Origin of the sequence: Photobacterium kasasachensis (genome assembly GCF_050336885.1) — a bacterium.
Taxonomy (GTDB): domain Bacteria; phylum Pseudomonadota; class Gammaproteobacteria; order Enterobacterales; family Vibrionaceae; genus Photobacterium; species Photobacterium kasasachensis.
The window spans coordinates 550,511-572,725 of sequence record NZ_JAKJSH010000005.1; the positions used below are offsets into that span (position 1 = coordinate 550,511).

The 22,215-nt window shown below is 47.7% G+C and carries 23 protein-coding genes and 1 riboswitch; of the genes, 19 read left to right on the forward strand and 4 right to left on the reverse strand.

The window, feature by feature from the left end:
• Positions 1 to 137: 137 nt before the first annotated feature.
• Together L4D19_RS06860 and L4D19_RS06865 are read left to right on the forward strand one after the other, a co-directional pair.
• Positions 138 to 794: a Qnr family pentapeptide repeat protein gene (locus L4D19_RS06860; RefSeq protein ID WP_428451810.1), complete on the forward strand. Its 657-nt coding sequence runs from the start codon at positions 138 to 140 to the stop codon at positions 792 to 794.
• Positions 795 to 1,116: 322 nt separating this feature from the next.
• On the forward strand, positions 1,117 to 2,691 hold the full coding sequence (locus L4D19_RS06865; RefSeq protein WP_160650762.1) for a BCCT family transporter: 1,575 nt from the start codon (positions 1,117 to 1,119) through the stop codon (positions 2,689 to 2,691).
• A gap of 50 nt (positions 2,692 to 2,741) precedes the next feature.
• Here the strand turns inward: L4D19_RS06865 and L4D19_RS06870 are convergent, their stop codons facing one another.
• The 3 genes from L4D19_RS06870 to L4D19_RS06880 form a co-directional block, all read right to left on the reverse strand.
• Positions 2,742 to 3,479 carry a 3'-5' exonuclease gene (locus L4D19_RS06870; RefSeq protein WP_428451811.1) on the reverse strand — a complete coding sequence of 246 codons (738 nt, stop codon included), beginning with the start codon at positions 3,477 to 3,479 and terminating at the stop codon, positions 2,742 to 2,744.
• Positions 3,479 to 5,359, reverse strand: a complete 1,881-nt coding sequence (locus L4D19_RS06875) for a DUF294 nucleotidyltransferase-like domain-containing protein (RefSeq protein ID WP_428451812.1) — start codon at positions 5,357 to 5,359, stop codon at positions 3,479 to 3,481. The genes L4D19_RS06870 and L4D19_RS06875 overlap by 1 nt, the downstream gene beginning before the upstream one ends.
• A 102-nt stretch (positions 5,360 to 5,461) precedes the next feature.
• Complete coding sequence (locus L4D19_RS06880; protein ID WP_428451813.1) at positions 5,462 to 6,211, reverse strand: hypothetical protein; 750 nt, start codon at positions 6,209 to 6,211, stop codon at positions 5,462 to 5,464.
• A gap of 293 nt (positions 6,212 to 6,504) precedes the next feature.
• Here L4D19_RS06880 and L4D19_RS06885 point away from each other — a divergent pair, with 293 nt between their 5' ends.
• The 3 genes from L4D19_RS06885 to L4D19_RS06895 all read left to right on the forward strand — a co-directional run bounded on the left by L4D19_RS06885 (position 6,505) and on the right by L4D19_RS06895 (position 9,385).
• Positions 6,505 to 7,026 (forward strand): GNAT family N-acetyltransferase, encoded by a 522-nt coding sequence (locus tag L4D19_RS06885; protein WP_428451814.1) that lies wholly within the window; start codon positions 6,505 to 6,507, stop codon positions 7,024 to 7,026.
• A 144-nt stretch (positions 7,027 to 7,170) separates the two neighbouring features.
• A complete protein-coding gene (locus tag L4D19_RS06890; protein ID WP_428451815.1) occupies positions 7,171 to 8,223 on the forward strand; it encodes a lipase family protein in 1,053 nt (350 codons plus the stop codon).
• A gap of 70 nt (positions 8,224 to 8,293) precedes the next feature.
• Positions 8,294 to 9,385, forward strand: coding sequence for a hypothetical protein (locus L4D19_RS06895; protein ID WP_428451816.1), 1,092 nt, complete (start codon positions 8,294 to 8,296; stop codon positions 9,383 to 9,385).
• Positions 9,386 to 9,402: 17 nt separating this feature from the next.
• Here L4D19_RS06895 and L4D19_RS06900 read toward each other — a convergent pair whose 3' ends face one another.
• Positions 9,403 to 9,627, reverse strand: a complete 225-nt coding sequence (locus L4D19_RS06900) for a uroporphyrinogen decarboxylase (RefSeq protein WP_428451817.1) — start codon at positions 9,625 to 9,627, stop codon at positions 9,403 to 9,405.
• Between the two features lie 247 nt (positions 9,628 to 9,874).
• Between L4D19_RS06900 and L4D19_RS06905 the strand changes: the two genes are divergently transcribed.
• The 14 genes from L4D19_RS06905 to cobJ all read left to right on the forward strand — a co-directional run bounded on the left by L4D19_RS06905 (position 9,875) and on the right by cobJ (position 22,205).
• Entirely contained in the window at positions 9,875 to 10,267 is a 393-nt protein-coding gene (locus tag L4D19_RS06905; protein ID WP_428451818.1) for a hypothetical protein, read from the forward strand.
• A gap of 35 nt (positions 10,268 to 10,302) precedes the next feature.
• Entirely contained in the window at positions 10,303 to 10,764 is a 462-nt protein-coding gene (locus L4D19_RS06910) for a methyltransferase family protein (protein ID WP_428451819.1), read from the forward strand.
• 198 nt (positions 10,765 to 10,962) lie between these two features.
• Positions 10,963 to 11,715: a metal-dependent hydrolase gene (locus L4D19_RS06915; protein WP_428451820.1), complete on the forward strand. Its 753-nt coding sequence runs from the start codon at positions 10,963 to 10,965 to the stop codon at positions 11,713 to 11,715.
• Positions 11,716 to 11,803: 88 nt separating this feature from the next.
• Positions 11,804 to 11,978, forward strand: a riboswitch (cobalamin riboswitch).
• 249 nt (positions 11,979 to 12,227) lie between these two features.
• Entirely contained in the window at positions 12,228 to 12,827 is a 600-nt protein-coding gene (gene cbiM, locus L4D19_RS06920) for a cobalt transporter CbiM (RefSeq protein ID WP_428451821.1), read from the forward strand.
• A gap of 16 nt (positions 12,828 to 12,843) precedes the next feature.
• A complete protein-coding gene (locus tag L4D19_RS06925) occupies positions 12,844 to 13,443 on the forward strand; it encodes an MSCRAMM family protein (protein ID WP_428451822.1) in 600 nt (199 codons plus the stop codon).
• A 32-nt stretch (positions 13,444 to 13,475) separates the two neighbouring features.
• Positions 13,476 to 14,237: an energy-coupling factor transporter transmembrane component T family protein gene (locus L4D19_RS06930; RefSeq protein WP_428451823.1), complete on the forward strand. Its 762-nt coding sequence runs from the start codon at positions 13,476 to 13,478 to the stop codon at positions 14,235 to 14,237.
• A complete protein-coding gene (locus L4D19_RS06935) occupies positions 14,234 to 14,965 on the forward strand; it encodes an energy-coupling factor ABC transporter ATP-binding protein (RefSeq protein WP_428451824.1) in 732 nt (243 codons plus the stop codon). The genes L4D19_RS06930 and L4D19_RS06935 overlap by 4 nt, the downstream gene beginning before the upstream one ends.
• Positions 14,962 to 16,146, forward strand: a complete 1,185-nt coding sequence (locus tag L4D19_RS06940; RefSeq protein WP_428451825.1) for a cobalt-precorrin-5B (C(1))-methyltransferase — start codon at positions 14,962 to 14,964, stop codon at positions 16,144 to 16,146. Before L4D19_RS06935 ends, L4D19_RS06940 begins: the two co-directional genes overlap by 4 nt.
• Before the next feature lie 54 nt (positions 16,147 to 16,200).
• On the forward strand, positions 16,201 to 16,854 hold the full coding sequence (locus L4D19_RS06945; RefSeq protein WP_428451826.1) for a precorrin-8X methylmutase: 654 nt from the start codon (positions 16,201 to 16,203) through the stop codon (positions 16,852 to 16,854).
• Positions 16,851 to 18,110 carry a precorrin-6y C5,15-methyltransferase (decarboxylating) subunit CbiE gene (gene cbiE / locus L4D19_RS06950; RefSeq protein ID WP_428451827.1) on the forward strand — a complete coding sequence of 420 codons (1,260 nt, stop codon included), beginning with the start codon at positions 16,851 to 16,853 and terminating at the stop codon, positions 18,108 to 18,110. The genes L4D19_RS06945 and cbiE overlap by 4 nt, the downstream gene beginning before the upstream one ends.
• A complete protein-coding gene (gene cobI / locus L4D19_RS06955) occupies positions 18,103 to 18,897 on the forward strand; it encodes a precorrin-2 C(20)-methyltransferase (RefSeq protein WP_428451828.1) in 795 nt (264 codons plus the stop codon). The genes cbiE and cobI overlap by 8 nt, the downstream gene beginning before the upstream one ends.
• Positions 18,894 to 20,519, forward strand: coding sequence for a cobalamin biosynthesis protein (locus tag L4D19_RS06960; RefSeq protein WP_428451829.1), 1,626 nt, complete (start codon positions 18,894 to 18,896; stop codon positions 20,517 to 20,519). Before cobI ends, L4D19_RS06960 begins: the two co-directional genes overlap by 4 nt.
• Complete coding sequence (locus tag L4D19_RS06965; RefSeq protein ID WP_428451830.1) at positions 20,516 to 21,388, forward strand: sirohydrochlorin cobaltochelatase; 873 nt, start codon at positions 20,516 to 20,518, stop codon at positions 21,386 to 21,388. Before L4D19_RS06960 ends, L4D19_RS06965 begins: the two co-directional genes overlap by 4 nt.
• Entirely contained in the window at positions 21,381 to 22,205 is an 825-nt protein-coding gene (cobJ, locus tag L4D19_RS06970) for a precorrin-3B C(17)-methyltransferase (RefSeq protein WP_428451831.1), read from the forward strand. The genes L4D19_RS06965 and cobJ overlap by 8 nt, the downstream gene beginning before the upstream one ends.
• Positions 22,206 to 22,215: the final 10 nt, after the last annotated feature.

Below are 22,215 nucleotides of genomic sequence, written 5' to 3' on the forward strand. Positions count from 1 at the left end.
CCTCTGTGTGTCTCACCGCGCTCTCTAGGGGGTGATTATAAAGGCTTTAAAAAGATGGAGTTCAAAGGGTGTTTTCTCTGGATTTTCATCTGCTTATCTTAGTAAGCTATAACAAAATTTAGCGATGAGAGAGAAAGATGAACGTATCCGGTTCAACATTTACTGAGGAAGATTTTTCGAATACGGACCTTGCTGGTTCGGTGTTCAACCAATGCAATTTCTATCGGTGTAGTTTTGTTCGAGCCGATTTGACTGATGCTAAATTCACCAATTGTCGATTCATTGAACCTGGTGATATTGAAGGCTGTCGGTTCGAATATGCGCAACTAAAAGATGCCAGTTTTAATGACTGTGATTTGAGTATGGCGCTGTTTACTGGTGCGCACTGTCTGGGTATTGAATTTAGATCCTGCAACATGAAGGGCTGCAATTTTTCGCGAGCTAATTTTTGCAATTACATCACTCATAATACTTACTTTTCCTCTGCCTACATCACCGGCTGTAACTTGTCATACTCGAATTTTGAGAATCAGCGGTTGGAGAAATGTGATTTGTTCGAAAATCGCTGGAATGGTGCCAATCTAATGAATGCTTCTTTAAAGGGCTCTGACTTAAGTCGTTGTGAGTTTTCCGAAGAACAGTGGGGCCAATTTGTCATCGAGGAGTGTAATTTGTGCCACGTAGATCTGACAGGTCTGGATCTGAGAAAAGTGAAGTTGAAAGGGGTCATGATCTGCGACTGGCAGCAAGAGCAATTACTTGAACCTTTTGGGTTGTGTATCCTTCCATCCTAGCTTTCTTTATAAGGACGGTCTCAAGGCCGTTCTTTCGTTTTAGGACTTTCCGTCTGGCCCTTTTCTCTGAGTCAATTTTATTGTTGTTTTGGGAGCAAAAAAGCAGCAGTTATTGCTAATTGATTAGAACACGAAATATTATTTTGTTGCTATGGTTAATAATTATCTAAGTAAACAAGAATTGTTGGTTGCTTCTTGTCCACTTTACAGTAATTTCCAATTAAACTTGACACTTCAACCACATAAATGATTTGATCTACGCAGTTACATATTATTTATAGGACTAAGTATTCTTGGCAGAAGCTGTGCCAAGTAGGATTAAATGATGAGTAAACATGATAAATACAGTATAGAAAATACTGATTACACAGTTGGACAAGACAACATCCAAAAATGGGGTTTTGACGTTCACAATCCGGTATTCGGTACGAGTGCTGGCTTGATCGCCCTGTTTTTGGTTGCTGTTTTGATCAGTGATCCGGCAACGGCAAAGACAGCTCTGAACGGGGTGAAAAATAGCATCATAAATAACTTCGATGCGCTGTTCATTTGGTCAGGAAATATTTTTGTCATCTTCTGCCTGGCTTTGATCTTCTCACCATACGGGAAAATTCGTATTGGTGGTCAGGATGCTGAAACGGATTACTCTCGCGTATCTTGGCTATCGATGCTGTTTGCCGCTGGTATGGGTATTGGCCTGATGTTCTGGAGTGTTGCCGAGCCGGTAGCCTACTACACAGGTTGGTATGAAACACCGCTAGGTGTGACGCCTAATACTCCTGAAGCTGCTAAGTTGGCGATGGGTGCAACTATGTATCACTGGGGATTCCATCCTTGGGCTATCTATGGCGTAGTTGCTTTGTCTCTGGCCTTCTTTGCGTACAACAAAGGCTTGCCTCTTTCTATTCGTTCAATCTTCTACCCACTGCTAGGCGATCGTGTCTGGGGATGGGCCGGTCATATTGTTGATGTTTTTGCCGTATTGGCGACATTATTTGGCTTGGCAACATCACTGGGTCTGGGTGCACAGCAGGCTGCAAGTGGTATTGAGCATGTCCTGGGCTTCAAGAGTGATATTACTTTGCAGATCGGCGTAATTGCTATTGTAACTCTGCTGGCTGTGTTCTCAGTAGCTCGTGGTATCGATGGCGGGGTAAAACTACTCAGTAACATTAATATGCTGGTGGCGGTTGCGCTATTGGTGTTTGTTGCCTTGGTGGGCTTTGCAGTCTCAATGGGGACAATCCCAACAACTATCTCAGGCTATGCCGAGAACTTCTTTGCTTTAAGTAACCCTCATGGTCGTGAAGATGAAACCTGGATGCATGGCTGGACTGTGTTCTACTGGGCGTGGTGGATTTCTTGGTCACCATTCGTTGGTATGTTCATTGCACGTGTTTCTAAGGGCCGTACTGTTCGTGAGTTTTTGATTGCTGTGCTAATTGTACCGACATTTGTTACTGTTCTTTGGATGTCAGTTTTTGGCGGTCAGGCGATTGATCAGGTTATTAACGGTGTTGGTGTCCTGGGTGAAAACGGTCTGACGTCAGTTCCATTGGCTATGTATGAGATGTTTGAAGCATTGCCTTTCAGCAATGTATTGTCGATTATCGCAATTGTGCTGGTGATGGTGTTCTTTATTACTTCTTCTGACTCCGGTTCTCTGGTTATCGATAACATCACCGCTGGTGGTAAGCTGGATTCTCCAATGCCACAGCGAATCTTCTGGGCGACTATCGAGGGTGCTATTGCTGCTGTGATGCTGTATGTAGGCGGTACGCAGGCAATCGAAGCGCTTCAGGCGGGTGCGATTTCAACGGGGCTACCGTTTACCATTATCTTGCTACTGATGTGTGTAAGCTTGATCATGGGTTTCCGTACAGAACGTTATCGCTAATAGCTAAGCATAGTGATTATAAAAACGCCGCTAATATAGCGGCGTTTTTTTTACAACCAAATCTCCGATACCGGCGTATCAGGATCAAAGTGATAGGCAATTTGTGCCTGCAGAAGTTCTGCAGTTGCCAGGGCATCCGTGAGAGCATGGTGGGGTTGATAGGTTGGCAGTCCGTAGCGCTGACGTGCTTTCCCGAGACGCACTGAGCCAGGTTTTTTGCCCTGAAGCCGGTTCCAGAAACCACCAAGTTGGCGGTGTTGAAATGCAGATTCCAGTGCCAGGGTGTCGATGACAGGGAAGTGAATACCTTCGCTAAGCCGGGCCTTTAATGCACTGTTCATAAACTCTCGTTCAATTTTCTGATAGTGCACGACGACAATTTTCCCGGCAAGAGCATCGAGTACTCTTTCTAGGATGCGTAGCAGATCTGGTGCACCACTGACATCAGAGTCGGTAATACCATGGATTACAACTGACTCTTCATCAAGAGGCCGGTGTGGGTTCACGACCCAGTGTGCCGACTCCCTGCAACGAATACGCTGAAGGCTAAAGGGGACCAACCCTATACTGATGATTTCATCGGTTTTGGGATCGAGTCCGGTTGTTTCAAAGTCCAGTGCGACAAAAGGGACGTCTTTTAGTGGTGTATCGCCACTAATCATGCCAGCAGAATAATACTGTTGCAGACGAGAGTCTTTCGCCTGTCTAGCCAGAGTGGCAAAAAAAGTTGGCCAGTCAGGTGTGTTGGTATTGGCAAGCAGGGATCTTTGTCTTTTTTCTTTAGTCATTATCGTCTGTTGCCTTGATACCGGAACTTGATGAAGTTCTGAGCATTACTGAGGATCTGGAATGCAGCCTTGAGGTTTCTTCGCTCAAAGTCAGACATGTTTTCAGGTTCGATACTATTGTCCGGCTCGGTCTCGGCTTCGACGTCAAGCGCCTGGTGGCGTATACGAACCATATAGATGAACTCCATGGCATCCCTGAGGTCCTGACCGCGTCCTTTCGGTAGTATTCCCGCTTCAATGATGTCATCCAGTCGTTCGAATGAATTTTGTGAACGAGAACCTACGGCGAGAGCGTGAACGCGGATCAAATCGGCAAGTGGTGCTGTACCGCGGCGCTTTAGGTTAATCGAGTTGTTATGGCGACCGTCTTTTTCCATCACGAAATCTTTGAAAAAGCCAAGTGGTGGCGTACGGCTGATTGCGTTGCGGGCAAGGCAAGCCAGGAAGCGGTTATTCTTTCTGGCTCTTCGAATGATAAAGCTATTGAGTTGCTCGGCCCACTTCACCCGTCCCCAGACACCATCGAGGTCAAAGAAGATCGAGCTATTTAATAATGCTTTTGGCTTGGGGTTATCAATCCACTCACCAAAGCATTCTTCCCATTCCTTACGTGTTTTACGCCATTCAGGGTTGGTAGCCATGATGTCACCCTGGCAGTAGCTGTAACCACATGCAGCAAGTCCGTCGCACACAAACTTAGCGAGATTGGCAAAGTATTCACCATGCTGCTTTTCGTTGTAGCTGTTGTCGAGAATAAGCGCATTATCCTGATCGGTTACAATTAACTGCTCGTCACGGGCCATAGAGCCAAGCGCGAGGAAGCAGTAGGGAATGGGCGGCGGGCCTTGAATTTCTTCGGCAAGCTCGAGCAACCGCTGTTTGAAACTGCGGCCAATCACGGCCATTGCACTGCCCACCATATGGGAGTTGGCATCTTCGTTGACCATCCGGACAAAGCAGTCTTTGACCTGCTCCGATAATGTTTGTAATTCTTCGACACTCTGCTGTTGGAAAATGGTGCTGACCAACAACAGGCTATTTTGCGACTCGTAACGTACAATATCAGTCAGTCCAATAACCCCGATTGGATGCTTGTTACGCAGTACCGGAAGGTGGTGTACGTTGTAGCGCAACATGGTAAGCATTGCTTCGAATACATACGCGTTATGATCGAGGCTGATTAACTCAGTAGTCATCACCTCTGATACCGGGGTTGAAACATCAATTCCCATGGCAAGAACGCGCGTACATAAGTCTCTGTCGGTAATAATGCCGACAAGATGATCCCTGTCTTCATCATCAACAGAGGCCTCAGGGTCGGTAACCAATAGGGAAGAAGTACTTTCTTCAGCCATGGTTTGCGCGGCGACCTGAATTGACTCGTCCTTTGCGATGAGAAAAGGATCGCGAGTCAATAGGGTTCGGACCTTGGATGTAGTGAGATCGTTGGCATCTGTATGAGTGGAGACGACATTACGGAGCCGGGCGCTGTCTTCAACCTCGACGAAGTCGGCGAAGGTATCGAATTCATCATACAGGCTGTTGAACATGTCCTCCGGAATACAATAAACCAAGGTGTCTTCAATTGCTTTCGCCGGCATACGGACACGGTTGTTCATCAACAGGCCCATCTGACCGAAAAGATCTCCCTCGTCAATACGGTTATAGAGCTCGCCCTTTCGTCGGTAAATTTCGACGGCACCGCTACGGATCAGGAATAGGTCGTGAATTTCATCGCCTAAATTGAAAATCATAGTATCGGCTCGGTAATAGGATACCTCGATTTGTAGCGCTACCTGTTGTTGTTTTTCTTCTGGTAAGTTATCAAAAGGAGGGAACTGGCTGATAAAACTAAGTATTTCTAGCTGTTCTGCTTCCATCGCAAGGTCCGTGTTGGGAGATTAATTAAAGATATACAGTAATCAGTATACAAGGGTTGCTTCATTTATGCTTTTACTATCAGCTTGTTAGCTTAGTTAAATTTACTTTTCAAACCCACAGTAGATCTGATTTATCAGCTGATTTTGATGACGGCAGCCCGTTTTGTGCAAGATACTTTTGATCTGCGACTTCGTTGTTTCTTTAGACACGCCGCGAATAGCTGTTATTTCACTGCCGTCATAGCCTTGAGCAAGCAGTGAGACGACATTATGTTCGGCCTGGGTGAGGGTAGCGGGGAGTTTCAACATTCCTCTGGATATAGGTGCTGAGCCATAGAGGTTTTCAAGAGTGTTGCGGGCGATGAAAAACTGTCCCCATGGCGCGAGCATTTCTAGCAGTTGCTGCATGAGCTGTTGGCTTTTGTAGGCAAACGGTTGATTATAACGATGAAAACTAAGCGATAATATTTTTCCGTCTGAAATGGGAAAAATCCCACTGATTGAATAATCAACAGCCATCCTTGGAATCATCTCTTCAAGAAACCAGCTGTCACTAATTTGCTTGATGGGCAACATTTCCTGTAAGGCTATCATACTACCTGATAGTGACTGGCCGAGATAATGCTGTAGATAAATATCATCCCGAGAGTGCCGTAGATAATAATCAAAGTCGCTGGTATCAATGCCGTGATGGAGGACCCATTGTTGGCCTTTATGAGGTGGGGCCCCCAGGAATAACAGACTTATATCCGCACCCAGAAATTGGCCGATATTCCGAATAATTCGATTTAATTCATCACTGGATTCACCAGCTTCCAGTAGTTCTTTTACCCAGTATTGAACCCGCTCCATGGATTACCCTCACTGGTGTCATTGTTATTAATATAAGAATCAATGATGCATTAGTATATTGCAATTATTTGTGTTGATGCTGTGATCAAGATTTGCACTGGCAATCAGCAGCTTAATCGGTATTGGCGGCGTGCTGGTTTCACCGTTTCCGGTAGCCTTGTTTCTTCAAAGGGCAACAAAAGCCACATAACCTAAAAAGCTCATCAGTGAAAAGCGGGTTGACCGCATGGAATTATGGGTGATAGCTTGAATGTGATGAGGAAATACATGGCAAAGGAGTGTTAATCAAGGATATGAAGTTTATCACCTGCAATTTTGAGTCTCATGCCCATGAGATTTTGACCATTCTTAATGATGCGATTTTGCACTCAACAGCGCTATATGACTATAAGTCGCGAACAATAGATAATATGGTGTCATGGTTTACAACCAAGGAAAAAGCCGGCTATCCGGTTATTGGCGCTATAGATGAGCATGGGCAATTAATGGGATTTGCCACCTACGGACGTTTTCGTGAACAACCTGCTTTTAAATACACGGTCGAGCACTCTGTTTATCTTCATCCTGATTTTAGGGGAAGGGGAGTTGGCAAAGCATTAATGAAAGAGCTTATTGAGCGTGCCAGGCAGCAAAACTATCATGTCATTATTGGTGCTATTGATCTGGAGAATGAAGGCAGTATTTATTTGCACCAAAAGCTAGGCTTCACTCATTCGGGCACTATCCATCAAGCCGGATTTAAATTTGGTCGCTGGCTCGATTTGGGCTTTTATCAACTGGTATTGAATACGCCGGCCTGTCCGGTTGATGGGTGATATTTGCCACATCAATCATGCTTACCTTAGTTATTGATAATGTGATCTTTTTATAATTACGGGACACTGGTCCGATATCATATTTGCTGAACTAAATTAGAGCTTCTACTCTTCATTGTTCCATATGCAACGGAAATGATAACAATGAAGACAGTAACTAAGAGTATCTTAGCAGCGTTGGCTACGCTCTCATTTTCTGCGAATGCGGCAATTGGTGAGCACCCTATCATTTTGATCCACGGTTTYCAGGCTGATCAATTGCAAACAAAACCCGATCGTCAGGCCGTCGAACAGGAAGGGGCTGATTATTGGCGCGACTTCTGGCTCGCAAAAGCAGACGATCGCATTGACTGGCCGTCTCAGGAAAGGGTGGCTGGCAAGATTTCGTCAGATTATATCTGGCCGAAGTTGCAGGAGCTATCGAAAAATCAGACATGCCGCAATGGCTGTATTTTCGTAACTCACTCAACCGGTGATCTTGTTGCGCGCTACATGCTGGATAACCAGGCGAACTGGTTGGAAAATGCCGACCTACAGCCGCTGAATATTCTGGCGACCTTCGATTTTGCCGGTGCCGGAGGAGGTTCGGAGCTTGGTGATTTGGCGATCAATGTGGCCGAGGGAAGCGGATGGGTTAACGGTGCGCTTAAGTCGGCGATTAAGTTGTGGTTGGGTGAGATCCCGACCAGCTCAAATACCGGCGTACTGAATGATCTAAAAGTAGCGAATGCCCGTCAACTGGCCCCGATACCTGATGGCCGGATCCCAAGGGTACGCTTTACCGGTGATGGATCAGATTACTTCAACTTAACCGCAGGTTTTTTGCCCGGTCATGATGACGGTGTCGTTGCCAGCCATTCTACATGTGGCGCGAGCCAGGCCGGTGACTTTAACAGTTGTTCGACCAGTGTTGCCTATGATGGCAAGCTGGCCACGCAATCAAGCGGTGTAAGTGATTTCATGCCTGATCATTATCCGTTGCTTATGGGAGACGGCTACAGCCATGGTGGGTTGATTACCAATACACATAGCGGGCAAGTTACAGCAGCAAATCAGCAGGCGACACTGTCGAATGGTAAGACGCTGACAGTGAGTACGACAGATGAAAAGTATTGGCTGACAGGAAACTATTATCGTTATGTTGATGGTTCTGACAACGTGACCATGTCACAGCTGGCAGTTGATTTACTGAACTAATATTCAGAAACAAGGGGGCAAGTAAGCCCTCTTGTTGCCTGATTAGCATATTTATGATTGCGAAGCCTTTATGAATAATAACAAGCGTATTGCTATCGCGGTGATTGTCGGGGCATCAGTGCTGGCATACTGGATGGCAAGTCCATCAAAGGATGAACATCAGCTTGTTTCGGCAATGTCTGAAGCAGAGCAAGGTGATGTGTCAGCAGAATATAGTGCGGCAGCGTCGGTGATTGATTCCGGGGGAAAAAATGTAATCCCGGTTAAACAAAGTGTTGAGCCTCGTTCTGCCGAGAAGAAAAATAGCGATCCCGAACTAGAGTCCGTGACTCGGCAGTTGGCCCAAATTTCTGATGCCTATGAAGCCGAGATTCAATATCCTCCTTACTCGAAGCCCATTACAGCATCAAGCAAAAGCTACCTGGAGCCCAATTACTTTAATGTCGTTGATGTACCCGTGTTAGATGGGACTCATACTGCTTCAATCTCACTGGCCAAGTTTCGGTTCTTCTACCCGGAACCTGTCGTCGTGTCATTAAATACCAAGTTGGCAGTTAGCAATATTAATTATGAGTTCTATGAACCAACCTCGAAGCAGGTGCTAGCGGTTGAACAAACTGATAGTAAAACATTAGAGATTCAGACGAGCGAGGACTGGCCACAGGAAATTCGAATTAAAGCAACTATTGATTTCGAACAGGGCAGTGACATATTGACGACGGACTTTAATTTTTATGTGCCGTCAGCCCGTTTGGTCTCTGTCGGGGTTCCGATATCGGAAGCAGCTGATATGCTGATCCCTGTCCAGCTGGAGGTCAGGCAGAGCGGAATATACCGAGTGCGGGCTAATTTATATAGCCAGCACGGTGATGTGATAGCGGCACTGAACGGAAAGTCCAAGCTGGCAGAAGGTTCTGACGAGCTGGTACTAAAAGCCCACCACAGTGTACTGTCAGGAACAGACGGTTTATATCTCCTCAAGGATTGGGTCATTGAAAAAATGTCTGGCTTCCCTGGTGAAAAGGCCAGTTACGGGATCAGCGAACACGACACAATCCCTCTGGCCCCGTTTGATTTATCGGCACTCAGTCAGGAGCCTTATACGCCAAGCGCGGAAGAGCAACAGCGGCTTAAGTTTCTGCGGCAGGCTGCAAACCAATAGCGACAACGCCTGGCTGATTAGCCGGGCGTTCTTGTCGAGAGTTTATGAATATGATAGAGGTTGACGATGATACAGAAGCTATTCATGATCACTACGGGGTAAGCGCCTAGTTGCCAGCCATAGATGACAAATAGCAGGCATCCCAGGCCGTTGATATACCTGAGCCGCTTCATATCACCCATTAACAAAGACATTCCTACCAGCAGAGAAGCCGCGTAACCGATGGTTTCTGATATTTCCATTATCACCCTTTTTCAGTTCGTCCCTGAATGCCATTAACTGTAGAACAAATCTCATCGCATGAAGGTGCTCAACAGGAAGTTACTCAGAGGGATGTAGTCTATGTTTAAGTGATAGCCCTTCTATGTGCAGTAAGTCGGAGGTCATGTCATTGAAACGATAGACTATCTAAAAGACAGATACACGGAAGAACTGGCCAGGTTTGCTTATTGCGAGGGCCAGTGTTCTCGGCTGTTGGTATTCTTAACCATGATCCTTGCTGCCGTAGGCACGGTAACAGTGATAAAGAGTGATAGTTTTTTTCAGCCCGCTTTACCGGTTGATTGGATCAAACTGCTGGCGCTGCTGCTTGCTTTGTTTGCGGTTGTTTGTGCCTGGGGGCATGCATTACTGGCGCTAAAAATTGGCGGCAATATCGAGCTTCCCAAGGGACGCGAAACAACAAGAGATCTGGCTGCGCATGATATTGCGAGCCGGGAAAAATTAATTATCAATTACTACCACCAGGCGATAGAAGAGCTAACTGAAGTAATTCATGAAAAAAACAAGTATATTGTAATCGCTTATGAGGAACTGACAATGAGTGCCTGGTTTTTCGGGATAGTTTCTGCAGTCGCGATAGGGACGGAAATATTAAGCTGAGCAACAGTGATTAGCCATGAGCATGGAAGAGGACTATGAGGGAACTTGAATTAAAAATACCGCCTGTTGTTCTGATGGGGGTATTTGCTATTGGAATGTGGTTGCTATCAATGCAGTTACCTAAACAAGCACTATTCGCTAATGGCAGTACACTCGCTGCAGCGATTATTACCTTGCTTGGTGTCATCATTGCTATTTCAGGTGTGTTGGCTTTTCGTAAAGCCAGGACCACGGCCAACCCTATGGAACCGCAGGACGCATCTACATTGGTAAACAGTGGTGTGTATCGAGTGACTCGTAATCCGATGTATCTTGGTTTTCTGCTAATGCTTGTTGGCTTTGGTATCTTTTTGCAAAGCGTTTATTCGCTGGTTCTCTGCGTGGGCTTTATTCTTTATATGAACCGTTTCCAGATTGAACCGGAAGAGCGATTTCTCGAAGTACAGTTTCACAATGAGTTTGTACTGTATAAAGGAAAAGTGCGCCGCTGGATCTAGGCGAAAGTCAGCATAGTGTTAATTGCGCTCAAAAAAACGTCACTTGGCCACTTAAATGCCTGAAGTTTCTGATTTTCGTTGATGTCGAAAAGAAATACGACATAATACTGGTTATTTATCCAGTTAAAGAGGCAAGAGTTGTTGGTCAGTAATACTAGACTGAAAAGTATTCAACAACCTTGTTTAGCGTGAATATTTGTGGCTAATTTCAATGTGCATCTTGGATCAGCCGCGCTAACCAGTAGTTTGGCGGCTACCGCATTATTATCGGCTGGGCATATCGTACCGATTACTGCTTTATGGCTGATGTTTCTTGGCACCATGGGTGGATTGTTGCCAGATATTGATTCAGACAACTCCACCTCGATGAGTACTTTATTTCGATTTTTTGGTGGTATGATCACATTCAGTTTTGTTGGTCATATCTACCGAATGGTCTCAATGCTGGAGTTGATCGTATATGCGCTTTTTTGCTATATGACCATCCGGCATAACCTAAAAGCCTTGTTAGAAAAAGTGACTGTACACAGAGGTTGCTGCCATTCATTAGCATTTATTAGTGTTTCCGGTTTAGGCTGTGCTTCCCTTGTTTATTTGCTCGGCTACAGTGAAATAACGAGTTGGCTATCAGGGCTCTTTTTATTCGGTGGAAGTCTTGTACATTTGCTGCTTGATGAAGCATACAGCGTCGATCTTGCTAACCGAAAAATTAAAATGTCATTTGGCTCGGCATTCAAGTTATGTTCGAACCGTAATCCAGTGATTAGTGTTATTCAGTTTTTGCTGATAGGGGTGCTTGTGATTCATAGCCCGCCCTGGAACGATACTTGGCAGCAACTGTCGGACTGGAGTGATTTTAGGCTCAAACCGAATTGGCTCAATCGAGAAGATGTCACTGCGTTTTTTGATGATGTTGTCGAGTCTACAACTAATGCAATTCAACCTCGCTAGTCACGAATGTTTATAATCTCAATCGAACCTACCTAAGTTTGTCGACTTTGATTTGCATCATGTGCCATTTTTATAAAAAGTGCTTAACTGTCACAGCTTTAATGATAGTGCCTTAATCGGCTAAGAGGGAATCAGGTTAAAGGCCTGAGCTGTACCCGCAACTGTAAGCGTTGAGTGTTACCTTGAACCACTGATTATTCGGGAAGGGGGGTAATACGTTGTTATACGTAAGCCAGGAAACCTGCTATCAAAACATGCTTCTAGATACTGGGCGGGAATACTCAGTGATGAAGGGGTTGATCTCACGTCTGTGTTATCAACCGTTTTCTCCTGCCTGTTATCTAGTGCAAAGTTAACTTAACGTTTAGTGTGCATTTGATATGAAACGGAACTTCACTTTAGACCTCTATCTCCCTTGCTCCATTAGGTTCATATTGTTATCGCGGCTTTGTCTCGCGCAATGTCAAGGATTACAAATATTCATTCTGGCGACCAAGAATTAGGAGCCAAGAATGCATATTGTAGATGGCGTTCTTGCAACTCCGGTGCTGGCTAGCGGTATTACTATTACTGTGCTGGGAACCGGGTTTGGTTTGCGCGCCCTGTCCGACGATAAGTTACCTCAGGCAGCAGTACTTGCCGCGTGCTTCTTCGTTGCCTCTTTGATTCATATCCCACTCGGCCCGACAAGTGTCCACTTGATCTTTAATGGCCTGATAGGCCTGTTACTAGGATGGGCAGCATTTCCCATAGTGCTGATCGGCTTAGTGCTCCAGGCCGTCTTTTTTGGTTTTGGCGGGCTCATTGTCCTTGGGGTCAATTGCCTCAACATTGCTTTGCCGGCCATTGTGACCGGTTTTGTTATCAGGCCATGGCTAGGGCGGATCCCTGCAGTGGCTCTTGGGTTTGCCGCCGGTTTTGGTGCGGTGTTGCTAACGGCATTGTCTGTTGCTTTATCGCTGGCCTTGTCAGGTGAAGGTTTTATCACCAGTGCCAAGTTAGTGGTGATAGGACACTTGCCTGTTGCTGTTATCGAGGGTGTCGTATCAGCATTTGCGTTAAAGCTGCTTTGCAAGGTTCGACCGTCCTTAGCAATGTCTTCCTATCAGTGAGGCCACAGAATTTCTCATGAAAAGTTTAATCCCGATTTACCGCTCAGTAGCTGATATTGCCGGTTTGGTTATGTTGAGTGCCAGTTTGATAGCCGTTAGTTCAACCAGCGCCTACGCCCACAGGATGAAGGCTTTTTCCTGGGTTGAAGGGCAGGCCATTGAAGGCGAAGCCTATTTTACAAATGGCCAAATGGCTGCTGATTCAATCGTCGAGTTGCTTGTTGACCAGAAAGTTGTAGCAACCACTCAAAGTGATGAGGAAGGGCAGTTTCGCTTTGAAGCATTAGCGGTTGGGGATTATCAAATCCGCACCGATGCCGGTCAGGGCCATGTCGCTACTTATTACATTTCGGCGAGTGAATTTTCCGTCGAAGAAAGCGATACGGGTACCGTTGTTGATCCTTCTGGACCGGAAGCTTCACAACTACAAAAAACTGTTGATAGTACCCTTTCGAAAGCTCAGGTAGAGCAGGCAGTAGCGAAAGCCATTCGTCCTTTGCGTGAGCAACTTGACCAATATGAGGCGAAAGTACGCCTTCACGATATCTTGGGTGGGATCGGATATATCTTCGGTCTGTTCGGGTTGTTTGTTCTCTATCGGTCTCGTCGCCAATGATAGACGCCTTGCTTGCAACATCATCGATACAGATGTCATCAGTTAATGCTGCCCCAAGAGTGCGGCTGTTGCTGGCGATAGTTATTGCAGCCGCGGTGGTGATGAACAAGCAATGGGCGCCTCTGTTTGGATATGGGCTGTTGGCATTTCACCTATGGCAACACAGCCTTGTCGGGCTTTGTTCTGGATTGAAACGTCTTGCTGCCGTTGATGGTTTTATCGTGTTTACCGTTATTTTACTGCCGTTTACCGAGCCGGGAGAGGTCGCATTTCATGTCGGTGAGATGGCGGTGACCCGAGAAGGCATGACTCTGGCAGCAATGATTTTGTTTAAGGCAAATATCCTTGTTATCACTTTAATGGCCCTGTGTGCGGGGCTAAATGCAATGAGTTTGAGCTATGCTCTCGCCGAGCTGAAGGTACCGCATAAATTGGTGCTGATAATGCAGCTAAGTATTCGCTATATCAGTGTTATGCATTTGGAATTTAAGCGATTACGTCAGGCCATGAAGGCCAGGGGGTTCCGGCCTGACAGTTCGCTACACACATGGCGCAGTTATGGCTACCTGTTTGGCATGATGCTGGTACGGGCGTTGGATCGTGCCGATAGGATTTGGCTGGCAATGAAATGTCGTGGCTTCAATGGACGTTTCCCGCAGACTCCGACGGTCCCTTTGTCTGCTCGTGACAAACGTTATCTCGGCGGGTATCTCATCATTGTTGTCCTGATTTTTCATGGAGATATCGCTGTGAGTTGGTTAGTTACCACATTGCCTATTCAGGAGTGGTCATGAGTGAATTAATTGCTCTCGAACAACTGAGCTATTCGCGCCCTAACGGGAAAGTTTGTGTCGAGCAGCTAGATTTCAGTCTTTCAGATAGCGATCGAATAGCAATAACTGGGAGTAATGGCTGCGGGAAAAGCACTCTGCTTCAATTGATCCTGGGGTTACTGCCTGCTGACAAGGGCAACGTTCGTCTGTTTGGTGAGAGTTGTTATAACAAAAATCGACTCGATGAAGCCAAGTTCAGACAGTACCGGACTCGTATTGGTCTGGTTTTTCAGGATCCCGATGATCAGCTTTTTTGCCCGACTGTGATTGATGATGTTTGCTTCGGCCCTTTGAACCAAGGGTTTAGTGTTATTGAAGCTCGTCAGAAAGCCATTGCGATACTCAGTCAGCTTGGTATTGGTGACTTAACAGAATGTGTCAGTTATCAGTTGTCCGGCGGCCAGAAACGCTTGGTGGCCTTGGCAACCGTGTTGGTGATGGAGCCCGAGGCTCTGCTCCTGGACGAACCCACGAATGACTTGGATCAGGAGAATAAGCAACGGTTGTTAGAAATTCTACATGACTGCCAGTTGCCAATGATCATTGTCAGTCACGATAAGCAATTTCGTTCTGAACTTGTATCGCAAGAATATTGTTTGCAACAAGGCCGGTTAGTGTCTGTTTCTACCGCGAATATCGAGGGTGCTAGCATCAATCAAGAGGCAGTTCAGGTAGGAGATGGCGCGTGATTACTCAAGTGAAACGCTCAAAGCATCGTAATGAACTACGTTCAGGGTTTACGACGGGGGCTTGTGCGGCAGCTGCCAGCCGGGCAGCGACACACTATTTGCTGACTGATGAATGCATTCGTCAGGTAACGATTACTTTACCCAATGGTGATCAAGCCTGCTTTGAGTTGTTTCGTCTAGCACACACTTCTGAGGGGGTGCTGGCGAGTGTAATAAAAGACGGCGGTGATGATCCCGACTGTACCCATGGCATAGAGATTCAATGCATGGCGTCGTGGTATGCCGAGTCGGGCATTCATATTGACGGTGGAGAAGGGGTGGCGACAGTTACTTTACCCGGGCTGGAACTGCCTGTGGGAGAGGCGGCGATCAACCCCGTACCCCGGCAGAATATATACGATATGGCAATGGCCGAGTGGTTGGCATGTCCGTCTGAGCTGCACCGTGAGCCGGGATTGGCTCTGGAAATTCGTGTACCGGAAGGTAAAGAGTGTGCGAAACAGACTATCAGCGAACGGTTAGGGTTGGTTGGTGGCATTTCGATACTCGGGACCCGTGGCACGGTTAAACCTTACTCGACCTCTGCATTCTCGGCGTCGGTACGCCAGTCGGTGCAGGTGGCCAGTGCAAATCGCCTTGATCATGTGGTACTGACTACCGGAAGTCGATCAGAGCGATCGGCAATGGAGATGTTGCCTGAACTCAATTCAATGGCATTTATACAAGCGGGCGATTTTGTCGGGGTTGGGTTGCGTGCCGCTAAGCGATACCAGATCGGGAAAGTGACTGTCGTCGCGATGATCGGCAAGCTGGGGAAAATGGTGTCTGGCCATATGATGACCCATGTGTCCGGCCATGCGATTAATTTCTCCCAACTGGCCGATATTGCCGCTCAGCATGGTGCTGATGAGGTGCTGTGCGGAGACTTGGCGAATGCCAATACCGGGCGACACGTGCTTGATCTTGTTCTGGCTTCAAATAACCGATCAAACGCTTCTACTGTGACTTTTTCTTTTTCAGCTAGCAGGTATTTACAGGCTCTTTGCTGCCATGCAGCCAAGCATGCGACTGATTATGTGGCTGACAAGGTCATGATTGAATTTCGCCTGATTGATTTTGATGGCAGCTTGCTGGCTCAATATCCGGCTGATAGTCGTTGCAAGCAGCAGTCAGGGTCGTGAAACAGATAGATTTCACCTTTAACCAACAGAAAAACCATAACAAGGACTGCCGTAATGAAAAGCATGCAGCAATTAACCCGGCAAGGCCGCCAAATTGAAGAAAGCTCATTTGACATCATTGATCGTGAAATCGAACAGATTCACGGTGGACATAGCTTTACGCCTGCCCAATGGGCGGTTGTACGTCGAGCGATTCATACCACAGGCGACTTTGAGTTTGCGGACTTATTTCGATTCAGTGAGCAGGCAACATCTTCCGGTATTGCTGCGCTGAAGGCAGGGGCTCCGATCATTACCGATGTCACCATGATTACCAGCGGGCTTAGTCAGCAAAGGCTATCAGTCTATGGGAATCAGGCTCACTGTTTTATCAGCGATGCCAAGGTTATTGAAATTGCCAAGAAAGAGGGTGAAACGCGAGCAATTTGGGCGATGCGTTATGCCAGAGATCTCGGGTTGCTCGATGGCGCGATTGTGGGGGTGGGTAATGCCCCGACCGCGCTTTTTGAGGTGCTTCGAATGGTTGCTGACAACGAAGCCAAACCTGCATTGATAGTGGGGATCCCGGTGGGTTTTGTGAAGGCGGAAGAATCAAAACAGGCGCTGACAGAACAACATATCGTGCCTTATATCGCCAGCCTTGGTCGAAAAGGGGGGAGCCCGCTGGTGGTCTCAACTATTCATGCTTTGCTCACGGAGTCTGTATGACTGCAGCCATAACTATTGTCGGTGTGCCGGAAGATGGCTGTATAAGCCTTACCAGTCGTGCTGTAAATGCTGTAGCCCAAGCCAGGGTGCTGGCCGGACACTCACGTTTGTTGCATTGGTTTCCCCAGTTTAAAGGCCGTTTATTGCCAATGGACAATGGGTTCAGACCATGGTTGAACCAGCTTATCGATGAGAGTGAAGAGGGTGAGGTCGTTGTTCTTGCTTCGGGGGATCCGCTGTTCTATGGCATTGGTAGTACCTTGAGAAAGCAATTCGATCAGCGTGAGTTGTGCTTTATCCCTTCACCCTCTTCCATGCAGTTGGCTTTCTCTCGTCTGGGTTTACCCTGGCAGGATGCTCGTTGTTTGTCATTGCATGGCAGGATAATAGCAGGTTTGGTTTGTCAGCTGCAGCAGGGCGATTTGTTCGCGATACTGACGGATAGTACCAATACACCATCGGTAATTGCACAACATTTGCTGCATTACGGAGAAACCTCATGGCAGCTCAGTGTTTGTGAGCAACTCGGGGCTCCGGGCGAACGTATTACGGAATATCGTGTCGCAGAGTTGGCCGAACTGTCAGGAGATGAGTTTGACCCGCTAAATGTAATTATTGCTGAACGAACAGCGCCTGGGTTTTGGGGAGAGTACGGTCAGTTTGCCGATGATGATGCCTTTGAGAAGCGCATGCCGCAGCGAGGGTTGATTACCAAGCAGCCAATTCGGCATTTGGCTCTGGCAGAAATGAGGCTTCGACCTGCTACCACTGTTTGGGATATCGGCACGGGGTCGGGTTCGATTGCAATTGAGGCCGCCAAGCAGTGCTGGCAGGGGAGTGTTTATACGGTCGAATGCAACGAGGTCTGTTACCCAGCTATCGAGGCGAATATCGCAGCTCACGGCACCGACAATGTCACTCTGCAAAAAGGGAGAGCGCCAGAGGCTCTGGCGGGTTTGCCTGCGCCTGATGCGGTATTTGTCGGCGGAACACGCGGGGCGATGGGCGATATATTATCGCATTGCTGGCAGCAGCTAGCTGAACAAGGGGTGTTGGTCGTGACAGCCGTCACTATTGACTCTGTTGTTGAAATTCATCAATGGAGCAAACTAAACCAGCTTAACCCGAAAGTGCAGCTTGCTTCCGTCTCACAAGGGGTCCCTCTGGCACATTACACCCGATATCAGGCTGAAAACCCGATCCATCTTTTCATATTTAATAAGTCAGTGACGCAACAAGGTAATAACAATGAATGATAACTCTGCTGGTCAATTATTTGCTGTCGGTGTAGGCACCGGAGACAGCGAACTGCTTACCCTCAAGGCAGTTAGATTATTGCAACAAGCTGATGTGATAGCGATTCCGGAGAAAACCTTGGGTAAGGGTGATTCATTTGCCTGGCAGATAGTGACTGGTGCGATTGACGATGACGAACTGGCAGCTGAGCGTTGTTTTTTGCATTTTCCGATGACTCGCGATGCTTCGGTAAATGTTCCTGCATGGCGTCATGCGGCATTGCAAATTGCTGATCATGTTAAAGCCGGAAAAAAGGTAGTGTTTGTGACAGAAGGCGATCCGTCTGTATTTAGCACCTGGGCCTATGTTCAGGAAGAACTTAGCGAGATCATGCCTCTGTTGGAGCCTGAGATTGTTCCCGGGATTACGTCAATCACCGCGATTCCGTCTCAGACAAAGATTCCGCTGGCAGATGGTCAGGAACGGTTTTGTGTGGTGCCGGCAACCTACGGCATGGGATGTCTGCCTCGTCTGATGGTCGAGTTCGACACTATCATGTTGATTAAGGCGGGCCGGGTGATCCCTGAACTTACAGCGATGTTGGAGGATATGGGGTTGCTGGATTGTGCGACCTATGTGTCTCACGCCACGATGGATAAGCAGGAAATCTATCATGATCTTCGAGAAGTACCTGCGGAGCATCGCTACTTTTCAATGGTTCAGTTGTCTATCCGAAGCCGCCGGGGCATTTTGAGAGGTGCCCAGCAAAATAGTGCCGCTGAATGGGTGGGGGTGAATGCTCAATGAAAATAGCTGTTTATGCGATCACCCTCAATGGTGCCAGACAAGCGGAGCGGTTACACCGGGAATTACCTTTTGCCGATGTTTTCGTCAGCGAGGTCGGGCTTGAAGAGTGTGTCTCAGCATCATTGCTTACGTTGCCGCTGGCTGAGTTTATCGCACCGAATTTCCACCATTACGATTGCCATATTTGTATTTTTGCGACAGGCATTGTCAGCCGCATAATGGCACCGTTGCTGACAGATAAACGCCAAGACCCTGCAGTGATCTGTGTTGATGACCAAGGCCAGTTCGCGATCCCAATGTTATCTGGCCACCGTGGTGGCGCTAACACGATGGCACAGCGTGTGGCACAAATTCTTAAAGCCACGCCAGTCGTGACAACTGCATCAGACGCCGCCAATACACTGTCGGTCGACATGATGGGAGCACCATTTGGCTGGGCACTGGATCCCCAGTGTGAGGCCGCAATCACTTCGGTTTCCGCGGCAGTCGTCAATGATAAACCTGTTCTGGTGGTACAGCAGGCGGGCGAAAGAAGTTGGTGGCCCTATAAACGTACCATGCCGAAGCACATTTATTGCCATGCTCAATTAGCTGAAATTGATAGCGAGCTTTGGCAGGGGCTGGTGCTTATTAGCGACCGGAGAGAGCCAGAGCACTATGAACATTGGCGGCATAAAGCCGTTTTATGGCGGCCTAAGTCACTGGTGCTAGGAATCGGTTGCGACCGTAACACTCCATTATCAACAATTCAGGCCGGTATCGACAGGTTCCTGGCTGAAAATAACCTTTCCATTGATAGCGTATCAGCGATGGCCAGTATCGACCTGAAGGCTGATGAAGCAGGTTTGCTGGCCTATTCCCAACAGCAACAATGGCCCTTTGTTACCTACAGCGCGGAACAGTTGCGTGATGTCAAAGGGATCGAAAATCCATCGTCCTACGTCGAGAAGGTGACTGGTGTTGCATCGGTTGCCGAAGCGGCGGCATTGAAGCATAGCCATACAAATAAGCTGCTAGTGCCAAAATGGAAGTTCAAGCTGGATGGTTACAACGTCACTGTGTCGTGCTGTCGAATCGAGCATGAAGAAGCGCTCTCGAAACACAACTGGAAAAACTGGCTTGGGCAGAAGAGCAAAATAAATGCCCATGGCAGTGAGGTGGTAAAAGGATATCAATGCAAACCCAAGCATGTCGATTTAGACCGGCCGATGTTGTATCACCGGCATCACTTATTGCTGTGCGAAGGCGGGCGGTGCAGCAAGGAAGGCAGTAAAAACCTCACGCATGAACTTCGCTCTCTTATCAAGGAGATGGGGCTTGCCAGCGGCAACAACCGCATCAAACTGAGCAGGACTCAATGTGCGGGAGCATGTCGCAATCGCGCCACGATGGTGGTTTACGAGCGGCTTGAAAGCCACGAGGTGCCAGTCAACAACGGGTGCTGGCTGCGAAATGTTGAAAACCTGACGATGCCCCAGTGGCGCCGCTTGTTCCTGGCACTGGCTGATCGCGTACCGCTGAGTTCTGTTTTGGAGCCGGAATACTTCGCCGCCATAGATGCGGCAAAGCCGATCACCCGAGACGAGATAATTAATAATTCACAAGGATTGGCAACACAATGAAACGATTGAGGCACCATAACAAAGGGACGGCTATTGTCTTAAGCTGCTTTGGCTCGGTAGTCGAGCAACAACGTTATTTGGCTTTGCAACAGCGACTGGCCGAACGTTATCCGAGCTGTACGGTAAAACTTGCCTTTAGTTCAAAGATGGTGATTAAAAAGCTGGGTCAGCATGGAGAGCATTACCAAAGTCTGCCGCAGGTGTTGGCAGATCTGGATATGGAGGGGTATCGGCATATTCTGGTGGTTTCCTGTTATATGTTCCCGACAGACGAACATTTGCAATTATCTAAGATGGTGGAAGGCTTCCGTCAGTTCTCGCTAGCCAGCATTGAGCATACGCCGGCAATCATGCATCACACCTTGCATGCCAGTGCCATTCTGGCAGCGCTGAACAATCGTTTTGCCCAAGGGAGTGATGTAAATCTGTTTATCCATCATGGTGCCCCGTTACTGGATAACCCTGGTCATCAGGCTATCCAGTATTGCGATAGTATGCTGACGAAGCTATCGGCGAAGAACTTTACCTGCTCACTCGAAGGAGCATGGCCATTCCGTCTGATCGCCGAATCACTGTCACAGGAAATGCTGGCTGTTGGACAACAGGCTTCTGCTTGCACTGAGCACGCGATTAAGCCACAGCTACGCTTGATCCCACTGTTGCTCGTGTCCGGTAATCACTTCGTCAATGATCTGGTCGAAATTAAGCAATCTCTGGACAATAGCTTTGATGTTTCTTTGGCTGAACCGATTAGCGGTGACAGATTTTGTCTGCTTGATCTTCCTGAGCTGGTTTCAGTGTTAGAGCAGCAAGTGGAGGAAGGGCTAATTCGCTTGCGGGCACCTGAGTCAGAGGTGTCGTGTGGCTAAGCTAATTCTGGTCGGGTTAGGGCCCGGAAGTTTGGATCTTATGTCTTTAAGGGCCAGACAGGCCATTGTCGATGCCGATGTGGTGGCTGGCTATAAAGCCTATGTAGATCTTATTCAAGATCTCATCACGCACCAGGAGGTGATCCAAAGCGGAATGACTCGAGAGTGGGACAGAGCGGCCGCAGCGGTTGCACAAGCAAAAGCAGGGCGCGACGTGGTGTTGGTCTGTTCTGGTGATGCAGGGATGTATGCGATGGCCCCCTTGGTACTCGAGCTGCTGACGGAGCAAGGATGGAGTGCCGAGCAGGGACCCCAGGTAGAGATTATTCCCGGTATTACGGCGGCCAATGCCTGCGCCTCTTTGGTTGGTGCGCCGCTTGGCCATGATAGTTGTACGATTTCACTTTCCGACTTGCTCACACCTTGGCCAGTAATCGAAAAACGGATCCATGCTGCAGCTGAAGCTGACTTTGCTATCACGTTTTATAATCCACGCTCGCGTAAGCGTAAAAGTCACATCGAAAATGCGCAGCGTATTTTGCTGGCTTACCGTGAGCCGACAACTCCCGTCGCTGTGGTGAATGCCGCTTATCGTGATGAGCAGCAGGTGAATCTGACCACCCTCGATCGATTTACCGAGCTGGAATTTGGGATGAATGCGGCGGTGATTGTCGGAAACAGCAGTAGTTTCCTGTATCAAGACTGGATTGTTACCCCGCGTGGATACCGTAATAAATATCAGCTGGATGATGGTGTGACCTTGCCCGGACAGAAGCGCGGGCATGCACTTGCAGTCGATAATGCAGAAAGAGAATAACGGAGAAAAC